Source organism: Mesorhizobium sp. W016 (assembly GCF_054719485.1).
Genome location: NZ_JBTTIF010000002.1, coordinates 3,564,511 through 3,577,428 on the forward strand (window position 1 = coordinate 3,564,511; position 12,918 = coordinate 3,577,428).

16 protein-coding genes are annotated in these 12,918 nt (G+C 64.5%); all 16 read left to right on the forward strand.

Translation table 11 applies throughout. The features are described 5' to 3' along the window. Window positions 1-180 precede the first annotated feature (180 nt). The 16 genes from ACYG9V_RS17670 to ACYG9V_RS17745 all read left to right on the forward strand — a co-directional run bounded on the left by ACYG9V_RS17670 (window position 181) and on the right by ACYG9V_RS17745 (window position 12,913). Complete coding sequence (locus ACYG9V_RS17670) at window positions 181-1,107, forward strand: DUF2493 domain-containing protein (protein WP_352764883.1); 927 nt, start codon at window positions 181-183, stop codon at window positions 1,105-1,107. A 55-nt stretch (window positions 1,108-1,162) separates the two neighbouring features. After that, complete coding sequence (locus ACYG9V_RS17675) at window positions 1,163-1,624, forward strand: HEPN domain-containing protein (protein ID WP_352764885.1); 462 nt, start codon at window positions 1,163-1,165, stop codon at window positions 1,622-1,624. 199 nt (window positions 1,625-1,823) lie between these two features. After that, a complete protein-coding gene (locus ACYG9V_RS17680) occupies window positions 1,824-2,126 on the forward strand; it encodes a hypothetical protein (RefSeq protein ID WP_352765028.1) in 303 nt (100 codons plus the stop codon). After that, on the forward strand, window positions 2,123-2,563 hold the full coding sequence (locus ACYG9V_RS17685; RefSeq protein ID WP_352764887.1) for a hypothetical protein: 441 nt from the start codon (window positions 2,123-2,125) through the stop codon (window positions 2,561-2,563). The genes ACYG9V_RS17680 and ACYG9V_RS17685 overlap by 4 nt, the downstream gene beginning before the upstream one ends. Before the next feature lie 613 nt (window positions 2,564-3,176). Then, entirely contained in the window at window positions 3,177-3,503 is a 327-nt protein-coding gene (locus ACYG9V_RS17690; protein ID WP_352547069.1) for a DUF736 domain-containing protein, read from the forward strand. 175 nt (window positions 3,504-3,678) lie between these two features. Next, the gene (locus ACYG9V_RS17695) at window positions 3,679-3,939 is read left to right on the forward strand and encodes a DNA -binding domain-containing protein (protein WP_023703892.1); all 261 of its coding nucleotides are present in this window, start codon (window positions 3,679-3,681) and stop codon (window positions 3,937-3,939) included. Between the two features lie 134 nt (window positions 3,940-4,073). Then, window positions 4,074-4,322 (forward strand): transcriptional regulator domain-containing protein, encoded by a 249-nt coding sequence (locus ACYG9V_RS17700; protein ID WP_352764889.1) that lies wholly within the window; start codon window positions 4,074-4,076, stop codon window positions 4,320-4,322. Then, a complete protein-coding gene (locus ACYG9V_RS17705) occupies window positions 4,294-4,839 on the forward strand; it encodes a DUF2285 domain-containing protein (protein WP_352764891.1) in 546 nt (181 codons plus the stop codon). Before ACYG9V_RS17700 ends, ACYG9V_RS17705 begins: the two co-directional genes overlap by 29 nt. A gap of 139 nt (window positions 4,840-4,978) precedes the next feature. Beyond that, a complete protein-coding gene (locus tag ACYG9V_RS17710) occupies window positions 4,979-5,260 on the forward strand; it encodes a helix-turn-helix transcriptional regulator (protein ID WP_023685963.1) in 282 nt (93 codons plus the stop codon). Window positions 5,261-5,277: 17 nt separating this feature from the next. Beyond that, a complete protein-coding gene (locus tag ACYG9V_RS17715; RefSeq protein WP_352764893.1) occupies window positions 5,278-6,438 on the forward strand; it encodes a replication initiator protein A in 1,161 nt (386 codons plus the stop codon). 233 nt (window positions 6,439-6,671) lie between these two features. After that, window positions 6,672-7,193 (forward strand): DUF2840 domain-containing protein, encoded by a 522-nt coding sequence (locus tag ACYG9V_RS17720; protein WP_352765022.1) that lies wholly within the window; start codon window positions 6,672-6,674, stop codon window positions 7,191-7,193. Next, window positions 7,190-7,735, forward strand: a complete 546-nt coding sequence (locus ACYG9V_RS17725; RefSeq protein ID WP_352764895.1) for a S26 family signal peptidase — start codon at window positions 7,190-7,192, stop codon at window positions 7,733-7,735. The genes ACYG9V_RS17720 and ACYG9V_RS17725 overlap by 4 nt, the downstream gene beginning before the upstream one ends. Before the next feature lie 69 nt (window positions 7,736-7,804). Continuing rightward, the gene (locus ACYG9V_RS17730) at window positions 7,805-8,140 is read left to right on the forward strand and encodes a DUF736 domain-containing protein (protein WP_352764897.1); all 336 of its coding nucleotides are present in this window, start codon (window positions 7,805-7,807) and stop codon (window positions 8,138-8,140) included. A 3-nt stretch (window positions 8,141-8,143) separates the two neighbouring features. Next, window positions 8,144-8,917, forward strand: a complete 774-nt coding sequence (locus tag ACYG9V_RS17735) for a lytic transglycosylase domain-containing protein (RefSeq protein WP_352764899.1) — start codon at window positions 8,144-8,146, stop codon at window positions 8,915-8,917. A 243-nt stretch (window positions 8,918-9,160) separates the two neighbouring features. After that, complete coding sequence (locus ACYG9V_RS17740; protein ID WP_352764901.1) at window positions 9,161-10,900, forward strand: relaxase/mobilization nuclease domain-containing protein; 1,740 nt, start codon at window positions 9,161-9,163, stop codon at window positions 10,898-10,900. A gap of 27 nt (window positions 10,901-10,927) precedes the next feature. Further along, complete coding sequence (locus ACYG9V_RS17745) at window positions 10,928-12,913, forward strand: conjugal transfer protein TraG (RefSeq protein ID WP_352764902.1); 1,986 nt, start codon at window positions 10,928-10,930, stop codon at window positions 12,911-12,913. Window positions 12,914-12,918: the final 5 nt, after the last annotated feature.

Consider the following 12,918-nt stretch of genomic DNA (forward strand, 5'->3'; position numbering starts at 1 on the left):
TCGCGAATGGCAGCGATTGGGCGCGACGCCTTTCCATCGCGAGGCAAAATAGTCGGCCGCCGCCATCCTCCGCTGCGCTCCGGCCCTCCGCATCGCTGCGGGTGTCGGACCGTCCCGCCCGTGGACTCTCGTCGCCATGAAGGCCGCGAGGGTCGCGGTCAAACCGACGGGAGCAGCCCCATGAGCGAGCACGACGACACCGAACCGCACCACGCCGCTTCTCCAACCGATCACATCCTGACCGAACTCCAGCTCTATGGCTGGCGACCATTTGCGGATGAGCCAGATCCGCGACCGCTCCCCGCTGGCGACCACGTGGCCGGAGCCGTGGCCGACATCTTTGACGCCCTCATCGCAACCCTGGCCGACACGCGCCTCGAACCCGACCTCGATGACCTGCTCTGGTCGGTCACCAATGTCTTCCACCGAGCTGTTCAACGGATCGAGCGGCTACTGGACGACAACGAGCAGGCCCAGCGCCGCCTGCAGCGCGAACAGGACGGCAGCGAGATCAAGGCGGTTGAACTCGAGAACCTCACCGCCCAGGGCCAGACCATGATCGAACGGCGCGACGCCTTCGAGCTCATGCGTGACCAGGCCGCCGACCACTACGATCAGTACACCGGCTCGGCCTGGCGACCGCGCACGGGGTCGATGATCAACCACCACCATCTCACCGCCGCAATGATCGACAGCCGCGACTTCCTCGCGGCCAAGCGGCGCGCGGAAACCGAGGTCATGTTACCCGCCGGCCCCAAGATCGCCTTCTCCGGCGGCGATACCGCCGATCACGAGCTTATCTGGGCAAAGCTCGACCAAATCCGCGCCAAGCACCCCGACATGGTGCTGATGCACGGCGGATCACCGAAAGGCGCCGAAAAGATCGCCGCCCGCTGGGCCGATCATCGCAAGGTTCCGCAGGTCGCCTTCAAGCCCGACTGGAGCAAACATGCCAAGGCCGCTCCCTTTAAGCGCAACGACCAGATGTTGGCGGTCATGCCGATCGGCGTCATAATCTTTCCGGGCACCGGAATTCAGGAGAACCTCGCGGACAAGGCCCGCAAGGTCGGCATCCCGGTCTATCGGCTCGGAAACGGCGGCGCGTAAGCGCCGTCGGAACCTACCCCCTAAATATCAGGGGAGGCACGGCATTCTTCAAGCTGTGTCGTTCGAATCCTTTCCCGAAAGCTTCACGCCGGACATCGCGCTCGCCGACACCTTCTTGCGCAATGCCGCCGCCCACCTCGATGGCGCCGACCGGGCGGCGGATCTAGGCAGGCACAATGCGGCCCTTCACGCCATGGCCATCGCCATTGAATTGCTCCTGAAGTCGCATCTTCTCAGAGTCGTGACCGACGATCCCTGGAACCGCCGCCATATCGGGCACGATCTCGGCAAGGCGGCTCTTTACGCCGAGAGAGCTGGATTGGGCCTGCCACCGCAATTGCACAGCGTCATCGCCAAGCTCCATCCTCATTTTCAGCGTGGCGGCTTCCAACGGGACCCATCGCGATCATGGCCGTCCGGTTTCTCGCTCGACGCCCGCCACATCGCGCGGCAACTCGCTCACACTCTCATGGAACATCAGCGTCGCGCCAACGACTCCCGCCCGCTCCTGACTTGAAGATGACCACACCCCGCGATCCATTGCGCTGATCCTTGGCCCGACCGACGGCCTGAAGCCATCAACCCGCAAGGGGTCGGACTACGCGAAGCGTGCCGCCGCTCCGGCTTCGCCTTCGCGGTGATTGCGGCCATCGGCCGGACGCATCGGGCGCCTGTCAGCGGGGGATGGTCCTCCGCTTCAAACAGGAGCCGGGTCGATGTCCTTCGCCGACGCACATGCCTTCGCCTTCAGCCTCGCCACCCTCATGGTCGCCATCGTCATCTTTCGTGCCGGCGACGGCACTCTCTCGGTCGTGCCGGCAAACGAGTATGACGGCGACACACCGCCATCATCAGCGAAATCGACCCGTTCGCCCCATGACGGGGCGGACATCGCGCCTGGCGATGCAAGAACACCGGCGGGTTTCGCCCGCGCTTCTCTTTTGCTATGCTGTGCACTGCGCCAGGTGGTGGTGGAAGGCGCAATCGCCAGAGCTATTCTCTCGGAGACACCATCATGATCATTCTCGGCATTTTCCTTTGTATCGCGGCCATCGGCATCCTGTGCTGGTTGCTCTTCACGCTTGCTATCTTCGCCCTGGCGTTGTTCGTCGGCGTCAGCGCAGGCACTTGGGCATTCAACGCCGGCGCCGGCTGGCTTGGCGCGATCCTCGTCGGCAGCCTCGCGGCCGGGCTGACGCTCGGCGTCGGCCAAATCCTCCTCGGCGTTATCAGGCCCATGTGGGCGAAGCTGGCGATCGCGATGGTCTTCGTCGCTCCCGCGATCGTTGCCGGCTACCATGCCACTCATGGCATCGCGAAGCACATGATGCCATCGGAAATCTGGCAGATCGTCTTTTCCGTCATTGGCGCGACCGCCGTCGGCGTCACGGCATATCTCCGGGTCGCGGGCATGACAGCCGCCGACCAATCCGGCAGGGACGTGGTTCGAGCCTAGGACCCGCGCGGGCGAGGCGGATGGACCAGACCGATAAAGGCCTAGCCTCCTCCTTATCGGTGGTTGGAGCAATCGGGCTACATGCCAGGATCGAGCAACGGCCACGTGCCGGCGCGGCCCCGCCTGTGGCCTTGGACTTTCTTCGGTCGATGCACATGGCAGGCCGACCAGTCGGTGGCAGCACGGCAGCGCGGCCGGTGGCTGCGGCGTTGCAGGTGCGGAATCTGTGCCTGGAATGCGTGGGCGATGCCGGTGAAGCCTGTAGCGATCTGCCGGAGGCGCGTTGCACGCTAACGTCTCCATTGCCAATCTGTCCCAAGAGCGCTCCAAACGGCCTCTTCAATGGGCTGATCTGGCCGAAGGACGGCTGAAGCCTCGACCGCCTATGCCGCAACGGCGCGTCTCGACTTTCTTCCCGTGCCGGCTCCCACCCCACGCGGCAAGCGCATGGGGACCCCGAGCGCCGCCATTCCTCGCGAGACAAGAAAGCCGTTCCTGCGCCGTCCTCCGCGTTGCTCCGGTCGCAAGCGATGCGTCGTCGGTCGCCTCCGGCCAACGGATCGCCATCGAGGCCGCATGGTGCGGGCTCGGGAACAGAAAACGGAGACTTACAATGGCTACCATCGGCACCTTCAAGAAGACCACCGCGAACGAGTTCACCGGCGAAATCGTCACCCTCAGCGTCCAGGCCAAGAACGTGCGCATCGTCCCAGACACACGCGCCACTGGCGAGAACGCTCCCAGCCACCGGGTGCTGGTCGGCCGCGCCGAGATCGGTGCCGCATGGTCGAAGACCTCCAACGAGGGCCGCGACTACCTGGGTCTCAAGCTCGACGATCCGAGCTTCAACGCCCCGATCTACGCCAACCTCTTCGACGACGAGGAAGGTGAGGGTTTCTCGCTCATCTGGTCCCGCCCGAACGCGCGGCGGGGTGACTAAGGACCCGCGCAGGCCCCGGCTGGAAGGCCGGGGCCTTCTTCCGCGGACGTCCGGTTCGGTTCTCGCAAGCCGAGAGCGATGCCGAAACCGCATCGCCCGATGCTGATCAACCATCCTCCGCTGGCAAAATTGCTTCTATAAAATGCAGGCTCACTCTGTGAAGACGAGACAAGCGATGATCGAGCCGTTTGACGAAACCGCGCCGACCAGTGACGAACTCACCGAATACGATCGGGAACACGTCAAGCTCTATATGCGCCTGCTTGACGCCGCCGACGACGGTGCGGACTGGCGCGAGGTGGTCGAAATCCTCTTCGGCATTGATCTGACGAAGGAGCCACAACGCGCCCGGCGCATCCACGACAGCCATCTGGCGCGAGCGCGCTGGATGGCGCGTGCAGGCTACCGTCATCTCTTGCCTCGACCCGGCAACTAGAACCACAGCGCCTGTGGTTCGCGGGTGATGCCGAAGTGGCATCACCCGATGCCCGGCAAGGGTCTTCCGCCAATCGCTACAACCCGGAATCGTTTGGAGGCGGGGTCTACGCGTTGTTTGCGAGGAGCTCTTGGATGAGGCCGGATACGTCGCATTGGCGAGACAATGCCAGCTATGATTATTTCGATACATTACCCATCGAAGGGCTCGCCTGGGAGTGTCTGCGGCGTCACGAACCCTATCAACGGCACTACCAAGCGCTCCTGACCACAAGAGCCGAAAAAGCACCCTTCCACCCTGAGACACAGCGGCTGTGGGGGTTACGATTTCCCGGCCAGGCCGGATTTGTCCGCCTTGGCGCAAGACGTTTTCTGGTCGCCTGACGTCGATCCAGCTGTGGTTTCTCTCGTACCGGCGCCGGAATTTTTGTCTTCCTTGCGATCGACGCCGTTGACCGGCGCGGGCGTGTTCCACGACAGCCCGGAAGGACGTCACACTGTCCATAGTGCAGGTGTCGCCACTCAACTTTTGCTTCTGCCCGGTAGTGAGCCGCACGGTCCTTTGGCGGCGCTGATCCCCCTGGATGCAGAGACGTTGGGACGGATCGAAGCACTCGCCCGTTTCTGGCGTTCCTTGCAGGGGCGCCCCACACCTTCGGACACGCGGATGACCCCGCAGCAGCGCCGCCGCTTTCGACTGATGATGCAGGCCGCTGACGGCCACTCGAATGGCGCGAGCTACCGCGACATTGCGATCGCGCTTTACGGGTCTAAGCGCGTCGCCGCCGATCCCTGGAAGACCTCCGCGCTGCGCGATGCGGTGATCGGCCTGGTCGAAGGCGCCACCGCCATGATCGGCGGCGGCTATTTGCAAATCCTGCGTCATCGCCGTCGATCCTAGCGGGTCTGGCCGCGCAAAGGGGGTGGAGTTTTAGCCCCCTCAACTTCCCCATCCCTGTCGAAGCTTACTCTCCGCCACCGTGGTCTCCGCCCACCGCTGAACGCCAGCGGTTGCCCAAAACCCCACGGAGGTCCGACCCATGCGACCCGATATCGCCGTTTTGCCGCCGCGCTTCCTGCGCACCAAGGAAGCCGCGGACTTCCTCAGCCTGTCCGCCCGCACGCTCGAAAAGCACCGTACCTATGGCACTGGCCCTTCCTACCGCAAGCTCGGCGGCCGTGTCGTCTATGCCGTCGACGATCTTCAGGCTTGGGCCGAACGGGGCGCTGTCACCTCAACATCCGACCCGCGTGGGTCGGTCCTGCCGGCCAAGCGTCACACGCCGACGCCGCAGACGCACGGCGGACGATACGCACGCTGATCGCGCGCGGATTCCAAATGGCGACGCGAAACCAATCCCTTTCGGAGCGCGGGCAGCTTGACCTGTTCAGGGCGCTGCCTGGCGACTTCGCCCCACGAGATGCGCAGGATCTCATGGCATATCCGTTCTTCTCCCTCTCCAAGACCCATCGCGTCGCGCCAATCGACTTCACGGCCGGCAACGTCTCGATCCGGGTCGAAGCCGTACCCGATCATGGCATGGCGACCATCTGGGACGCCGACATCCTGATCTGGGCCGCAAGCCAGATCGTCGAGGCGCGCGACGCGGGCCTTCGCACCTCGCGTCTGATGGCCGCCACGCCCTATGAGATTCTGACCTTCGTTGGCCGCGGCAAGAGCCTGCGCGACTATCAGCGCCTGAAGGCGGGGCTTGACCGGCTGCAGTCGACCACCGTCTCGACGACCATTCGTCAGCCCGCCGAAGGCCGGCGTCACCGCTTCTCATGGATCAATGAGTGGCAGGAGCGCATCGATCGCCATGGCAAACCCGCGGGGATCGAGTTGATCGTCCCCGACTGGTTCTACCAGGCAGTCCTCGATGACGCGCTCGTGCTGACGATCGATCGCGCCTATTTCGACCTCACTGGCGGGCTGGAGCGCTGGCTCTATCGGCTGGTGCGCAAGCATGGCGGACGCCAGCCCGACGGCTGGCGCTTCGACTTCCGTCACCTGCAGCAGAAATCCGGCAGCCTGTCACCCCACAAGCGCTTTGCCTTCGAGCTACGCGACATCATCCGCCGCCAGCCGCTGCCCGGCTACACGCTCTTCCTCGAAGTGGAGATGGGCGGCCGGACGCTGCTCGCTTTCGAGCGGATCGGCTCCTGTGGAAAGCCTGTGGGCGGCATCGTGCTATCCGGAACCGGAACTATCGTGCCATCGGGAACCGCAGGCTCGTGCTATCAGGAACCCAAACGGGGCCTAACCCTTGGAAGGCAAAACCGAAATCGCGCCCTTAACTTAGACTCTAACCCCGACTCTAACTCTGAAGAGCGCGCGCGCGATGTGCAGAGGCTCGTCCGGCGAGCCAGCCACGCACTCAGCGTAACCACCAACAACACCCCCCAAACGTCGACGGTTTCTGGCGGTCGCAAAACGGCAACCAGCGTCTCTGACGCCCCGAATCCGCCTCTTGATCCGCGCTCGAAAGCCACCCGATGATCGCCGCACTCCGCAATCAAAAGAGCCGTGTCGGCAAGGCAACTTTGACGCTGCTTCTCGCCGGTGAATTGACCTGCAAGGGAAATCAGTTCGCGACCTTCGTCGTGCGCCCGACCACCGACATGACGACTCAGGAGCACGCACGCATCGCCGCTTTCCAGCACGACGCCCTCGTCGCCAACACGCTGCCCGCGAGGCTCGCGCGCGCATTTCCCACCATCAGGAGAACCGAAATGACTGGCACCGCGGCTCCCCGTATGCGCGGCGCGTTCCCGGCCACGCACCACGCTGCCGATAATCTCGTCCATGTCGAACTGACCTGGGTCGAGAAGAGGATCGAGAACTGGATACGGTTCGGCACGCCCGCCCACGAACAGATTGTTGATCGTCGCCGGCGCATCCTGTCCTATCGTCCCGGCGCGGTCTTCGCCTTTGTGCGCTGGGCGGCGAACGACTTCGGAACGATCATCTCACGCATCGATATCGTGCGTGCGGTATCACGTGGCGAAGCCTATCAGACACTGCCCTTCGTGCGGCCTGGCGGCGACATCCTTCTGAAGGTCGAGAGCTGGCCCAAGGTCGAACGCGTGCTGCAGGCGATCGACGCCATCCAGCGCCTCGACATCGAGCCTGAGTTGGTGTCGCCCGATCATTGGCGGCACATCCACAACCGGATAACCGCAGGCCACGCGCCGCGCAGCTACACACTCGACCAACATCGCGCCTTCCTGCTGCGCAAGAGGACCGAGCCGTGACGCGCGCCGGGATCATCCTCGCCAGCGTTGTCGCAACCATGAGCGTAGGCTATCCCGGCCTCACTTCGATGCCCACGAAGCTCATCTGGAATGCGTCAGCCAGCGCACCGACCGGCTTCTATACGATCGACTTTCACGGACCGTTCGAGGTCACCGATCTTGTCGCCGTCGACGCCCCCGAGCCACTCGCGGCGTTCCTCGCCGATCGCGGCTATCTGCCGAGGGGCGTGCCACTCTTGAAGCGCATCCTTGGCGTTTCCGGGCAACGAGTCTGTCGCTCGAACCTCACCATCACCGTCGACGGTATCGAGGCGGGCGCGGCGCTCGAGCGTGATCGGGCCGGCCGTGACCTGCCGGTCTGGCAGGGCTGCCGCCGCATCGCGAGCGGCGAAGTCTTCCTGATGAACTGGCAGGTCCGCGACAGTCTCGATGGACGCTACTTCGGCCTCCTCGCCACCAGCCAGATCATCGGCCGCGCCGTCCCACTGTGGACGGACGAGGGCGGCAACGGCCGCTTCGAATGGCGCGCGCCAATGCGGTGAGCGCGCGACCGGCGGCGCGCGTCGTGCCACCAGCCTTCATCACCGCACTACTGAGAACAGGAGCCAGACATGCGACAGATAGGGGAATTCACGCGCCAGAAGATTGGCTATAGCGGGCGCATCCACACGCTCAGCCTCAACCTGGATATCGCCATTGTGGCGGCAGAGGCGAGCGAAACGGAGAATGCGCCTGACTACCGCGTTCACGTCGGAAGCAAGGACGGCCTCGAGATTGGCGCCGGCTGGAAACGCTCCAGCGAAAAGGCCGGAGACTATGTCTCGATCCAGCTCGACGACCCGACCTACGCGCAGCCGATACGCGCAAACCTCTTTCGCAATGGCGACGGCCAGACGTCCTGGTCGCTGCACTGGACGCGCCCGCGTGACCGCAGCGAGAAGGATTGAACGATGCGCGCTCGCCGTCCGTCGACGAGCCATCGAAAGGCGCCCGGGCCGCTTCGCGCTGCCCGGCGCATGGCTCTGCTCCTCCTTTGCGGCCTGTCCGTCGCGACCGTCATGCCGGCGGCGACAGTGGCGCAGGACTTGGCCATCGCGCGATCGTCGCAGCGCGATCCGTTCGGCGCGCACATCGCAGAAGCCTCGCACCGCTTCGGCGTTCCGACCGCGCTGATACGGGCCATTATACGCAAGGAGAGTGCGGGCGACGCGCGCGCCGTGTCCAGCGCAGGCGCCCGCGGCTTGATGCAGATCATGCCGGGCACATGGGACTATCTGCGCGCTCGGTGGGCGCTTGGCCGCGATCCGTTCGATCCCCAGGACAACATCCTGGCCGGAACGGCGTATCTGCGCGAACTGCACGATCGCTTCGGCTCGCCGGGGTTTCTGGCCGCCTACAATGCGGGACCTGCACGCTACCAAGCCTACCTCACTGGGCGTCCGTTACCGGCCGAGACCTGCGCCTATGTCGCAGCACTTGCCCCCCTGATCGGTGAAAGCGAGGGTATGCGCCCTTTCGCCGTTACGTCTGTCGAGGCCATTCCGTGGAAGCACGGCTCGCTCTTCGTCGGTCAGCCGGATCGCATACAAGCTGTCGCTTTCGTGCCGACCGAGCGACCGCCAAATGACGCGAGCTCCGCACCCACCGTGCGCGATGTCTCCGCCATCGTACCGCTGTCCGAAGGCCTCTTCGTGGCGCGAGCGGGCGAGGGGATACTGCCATGAGCGCGCATGGGCGTTTTCGCGCAACCGCATGCTCCCGCGCACCGTGGCGTGGATGGAGGCGGAAGGTGTGCAGAACAACCGGAAGATGGCGAGATAAAAGGCCGCGAGGTGCGGCGTCGATCGGTTGTGTTGTTTCAAGAGGTTATGTGGCATTTCCGCGAGGTGCTAACAGGCGGTGCACCTCGCCAGAACTCCGATTTACTCGTGATTTCCGTGTCTTGACACGATGTGCGGATCTTCACGATGACTGACGAGGATGGTTTCCGCATCCGGCCCGGCCGTATCCGCTCGCCCAGTGCCCAGCGCGCCAGGCCCTTTATCGCGCAGGCGCTTGCCGCCGCCCAGAAGGCCGGTGCCCGCATCTCCCGCTCCGGCCGGATCAGTCCGGGCAATCGCTCGACCTTCGGGCGTGGCCGCTCGGCGAGCGTGCGCGCCAATCGTCTCCTCACCGGCCGCTCGCGCGCCGTGATCATCAAGACGCGGCTGGTGCGCCATCACGCGCGCGCCGCGCCGCTTGCCGCCCATCTCAGCTATCTGCGCCGCGAGGGCGTCACCCGTGACGGGGAGAAGGCCAGGCTGTTCGGGCCGCAGACCGGGGAGGTGGATGGCGGTGCTTTTGCCGAGCGGTGCGGCGATGATCGGCACCACTTCCGCTTCATCGTCTCGCCGGAAGATGCCGCCGACATGGCGGACCTCAAATCCTTCGCCCGCGATCTGATGGGGCAGATGGAAAAGGACCTCGGCACGAAACTGGATTGGGCTGGCGTCGATCACTGGAACACCGACAACCCGCACCTTCACATCATCCTGCGCGGCCGCACTGATGACGGGCAGGATCTCGTGATCTCGCGCGATTACATCAAGGAGGGGATGCGCGCCCGCGCCGCTGACCTCGTCACCCAGGAGCTCGGCCTGCGCACCGATCTCGACATCCGCCGCAATCTGCAGCGTCAGGTCGAGGCCGAACGTTGGACCCAGCTTGACCGGCAGCTTGTTCGCGACGGCCGCGACACAGGCGTTGTCGATCTTGGGTCCCCGGCGAACGCTCAGCCCGATGAGTTTCACGTGCTGAAGGTCGGGCGGGTGCGCAAGCTCGAAACCCTTGGCCTTGCCGAACAGGTCGGCCCGGGCCAATGGATGATCGACGACAAGGCCGAGGCAACGCTGCGCGAGCTTGGCGAGCGCGGTGACATCATCAAGCGGATGCACCGCGCCCTGACAGAGCAGGGCATCGAGCGCGGCTCGGCGACCTATGTGCTGGCGGCGGAGCGCCTCGACACGCCGATCGTCGGTCGGCTGGTCGACCGCGGTCTCGATGACGAGTTGAAGGGCAGTGCCTACGCCGTGGTCGATGGCACCGACGGCCGCACCCATCACATCAAGCTGTCCGATCTCGATGCCGCCGGCGACAGCGCTCCGGGTTCCATCGTTGAGCTGCGCAAGTTCCATGACGCGCAGGGACATGGGCGCGCAGCACTCGCTGTCCGTTCCGATCTCGATATTGAGCGGCAGGTCACCGCCGCCGGCGCGACCTGGCTTGACCGCCAGAACATCGCCCGCGAACCGACTGCGTTGTCGGAAGGCGGCTTCGGCGCCGAGGTGCGGCAGGCGATGCAGCGCCGCGCCGACCATCTGGTCGAACAGGGCCTCGGCGAGCGACATGGCCAACGCACAACCTTCACCCGCAGCCTCATCGACACGCTGCGTCGCCGCGAACTGGAGACGCTCGGCGAAAAGCTCTCGGCCGAAACCGGCCAGCCGTTCAACCGCGTTCGCAGTGGTGAGTTTGTGGCCGGTTCCTACCGGCACCGTTTCACGCTCGCCTCCGGCCGCTTCGCCATGATCGATGACGGCCTCGGTTTCCAACTGGTGCCTTGGACGCCGTCCCTGGAAAAGCATCTTGGCCGCCACGTCTCGGGCATCGCCCGCGATGACGGCGGCATCGACTGGAGCTTCTCCCGCAAGCGGAGCCTCGGTCTCTAACCTCATGTTGAAGAAAGGACCGCTTCTATGTCCGCCACCAAGATACTCTGGGGCCAGATTCTCGCGGTCTTGATGATCGTGCTGATCACCACCTGGAGCGCGACGCAATGGGTAGCCTGGCGCCTGGCGTTCCAGCCCGAACTCGGCAGGCCATGGTTCCATGTCCTGGGCTTTCCGTTTTACCTTCCACCGTCCTTCTTCTGGTGGTGGTATGGCTTCGATGCCTACGCGCCGTCGATCTTCGTCGAGGGAGCCTTTATCGCGGCTTCCGGCGGTTTCGCCTGCGTCGCCGTCGCCATCGGCATGTCGGTCTGGCGGGCTCGCGAGGCCAAGAAGGTCGAGACCTACGGCTCCGCCCGCTGGGCCGACAACCAGGAGGTCAAGGCAACCGGCCTTCTCGGCTCCGATGGAGTGGTGCTTGGGCGGTTTGACGGCGCATATCTGCGCCACGATGGACCGGAGCACGTGCTGTGCTTCGCGCCCACACGTTCGGGCAAGGGTGTCGGCCTTGTCGTCCCATCACTGCTGACCTGGCCGAGCTCAGCCGTCGTCCACGATATCAAGGGCGAGAACTGGCAACTCACCGCGGGCTTCCGCGCCAGGCATGGCCGGGTCCTGCTGTTCGATCCGACCAATCCGAAATCCTCTTCCTACAATCCGCTGCTCGAGGTGCGCCGTGGCGAATGGGAAGTCCGCGACGTTCAAAACATCGCCGACATCCTGGTCGATCCCGAAGGCTCGCTCGAGCGGCGGAACCATTGGGAGAAAACCAGCCATGCCCTTCTGGTCGGCGCGATCTTGCATGTCCTCTACGCCGAGAAGGACAAAACGCTTGCCGGCGTTGCCGGTTTCCTCTCCGATCCGAAGCGTCCGATCGAATCGACGCTGTCCGCGATGATGAAAACAGCGCATCTGGGTGAGGGCGGTCCGCACCCGGTCATCGCCAGCGCCGCGCGGGAGCTCTTGAACAAATCAGACAACGAGCGCTCCGGCGTGCTGTCCACCGCCATGTCGTTCCTTGGCCTCTATCGCGATCCCGTCGTGGCGGAGGTCACCCGCCGCTGCGACTGGCGCATCAGCGACCTCGTCGACGACAAGCATCCGACGACGCTCTACCTCGTCGTACCGCCGTCCGACATCAACCGGACCAAGCCGCTTATTCGCCTGATTCTCAATCAGATCGGTCGCCGCCTGACTGAAGATCTGCAGGTGAGGGCGCAAGGGCACCGGCTGCTCCTGATGCTTGACGAGTTTCCGGCGCTTGGCCGCCTCGACTTCTTTGAGTCGGCGCTCGCCTTCATGGCCGGCTACGGGCTGAAAAGCTTCCTGATCGCTCAATCCCTCAATCAGATCGAGAGGGCGTACGGCGCGAACAACTCGATCCTCGACAATTGCCACGTCCGGGTAAGCTTTGCCACCAATGATGAGCGCACCGCCAAGCGGGTGTCCGACGCGCTCGGAACAGCGACCGAGATGAGGGCCATGAGGAACTATGCCGGCCACCGGCTGTCGCCGTGGCTCGGTCATCTCATGGTCTCCCGCTCGGAGACGGCTCGCCCGCTGCTCACGCCGGGTGAAGTGATGCAACTGCCGGCCACCGACGAGATTGTCATGGTCTCGGGTGCGCCGCCGATCCGCGCCAAAAAGGCGCGCTATCATGAGGATGCTCGCCTCCAGGAACGTATCCTGCCGCCGCCGGTGCTGACGGCGGCGGCGGAGGAGGGGAGGCCCGACGACTGGACGAAACTGCCTCTGCCTTCCCGTCCGCAGAATGCCGGAATCACGTCGGCGCCATCGGCGACGGATGACGACACAACTGATTCCGAGCGTCGTCGGCAACCTGAGCTCAGGCGTGTCGAGCAGGTCGTGAAGCCTTCGACCGAGAACGAATTCGAGATCGATCGCATAGACGACGTGGAGGACGAGGTTGCCCGCAACCGTCGGCTGACGCGTCTGATGCAAGGCATTGCGCGACAGGTGTCACTCGACCCGGGCGACGGCGTGGATATGTGAGGCTC

Bases quoted from the DNA above. Each gene is read 5' to 3' on its own strand.
- ACYG9V_RS17695 (WP_023703892.1), top strand. From the start codon at position 3,679: ATGATCGAGCCGTTTGACGAAACCGCGCCGACCAGTGACGAACTCACC.
- ACYG9V_RS17720 (WP_352765022.1), top strand. From the start codon at position 6,672: ATGACTGGCACCGCGGCTCCCCGTATGCGCGGCGCGTTCCCGGCCACG.
- ACYG9V_RS17735 (WP_352764899.1), top strand. From the start codon at position 8,144: ATGCGCGCTCGCCGTCCGTCGACGAGCCATCGAAAGGCGCCCGGGCCG.
- ACYG9V_RS17700 (WP_352764889.1), top strand. From the start codon at position 4,074: ATGAGGCCGGATACGTCGCATTGGCGAGACAATGCCAGCTATGATTAT.
- ACYG9V_RS17710 (WP_023685963.1), top strand. From the start codon at position 4,979: ATGCGACCCGATATCGCCGTTTTGCCGCCGCGCTTCCTGCGCACCAAG.
- ACYG9V_RS17715 (WP_352764893.1), top strand. From the start codon at position 5,278: ATGGCGACGCGAAACCAATCCCTTTCGGAGCGCGGGCAGCTTGACCTG.
- ACYG9V_RS17685 (WP_352764887.1), top strand. From the start codon at position 2,123: ATGATCATTCTCGGCATTTTCCTTTGTATCGCGGCCATCGGCATCCTG.
- ACYG9V_RS17730 (WP_352764897.1), top strand. From the start codon at position 7,805: ATGCGACAGATAGGGGAATTCACGCGCCAGAAGATTGGCTATAGCGGG.
- ACYG9V_RS17740 (WP_352764901.1), top strand. From the start codon at position 9,161: ATGACTGACGAGGATGGTTTCCGCATCCGGCCCGGCCGTATCCGCTCG.
- ACYG9V_RS17745 (WP_352764902.1), top strand. From the start codon at position 10,928: ATGTCCGCCACCAAGATACTCTGGGGCCAGATTCTCGCGGTCTTGATG.
- ACYG9V_RS17690 (WP_352547069.1), top strand. From the start codon at position 3,177: ATGGCTACCATCGGCACCTTCAAGAAGACCACCGCGAACGAGTTCACC.
- ACYG9V_RS17680 (WP_352765028.1), top strand. From the start codon at position 1,824: ATGTCCTTCGCCGACGCACATGCCTTCGCCTTCAGCCTCGCCACCCTC.
- ACYG9V_RS17670 (WP_352764883.1), top strand. From the start codon at position 181: ATGAGCGAGCACGACGACACCGAACCGCACCACGCCGCTTCTCCAACC.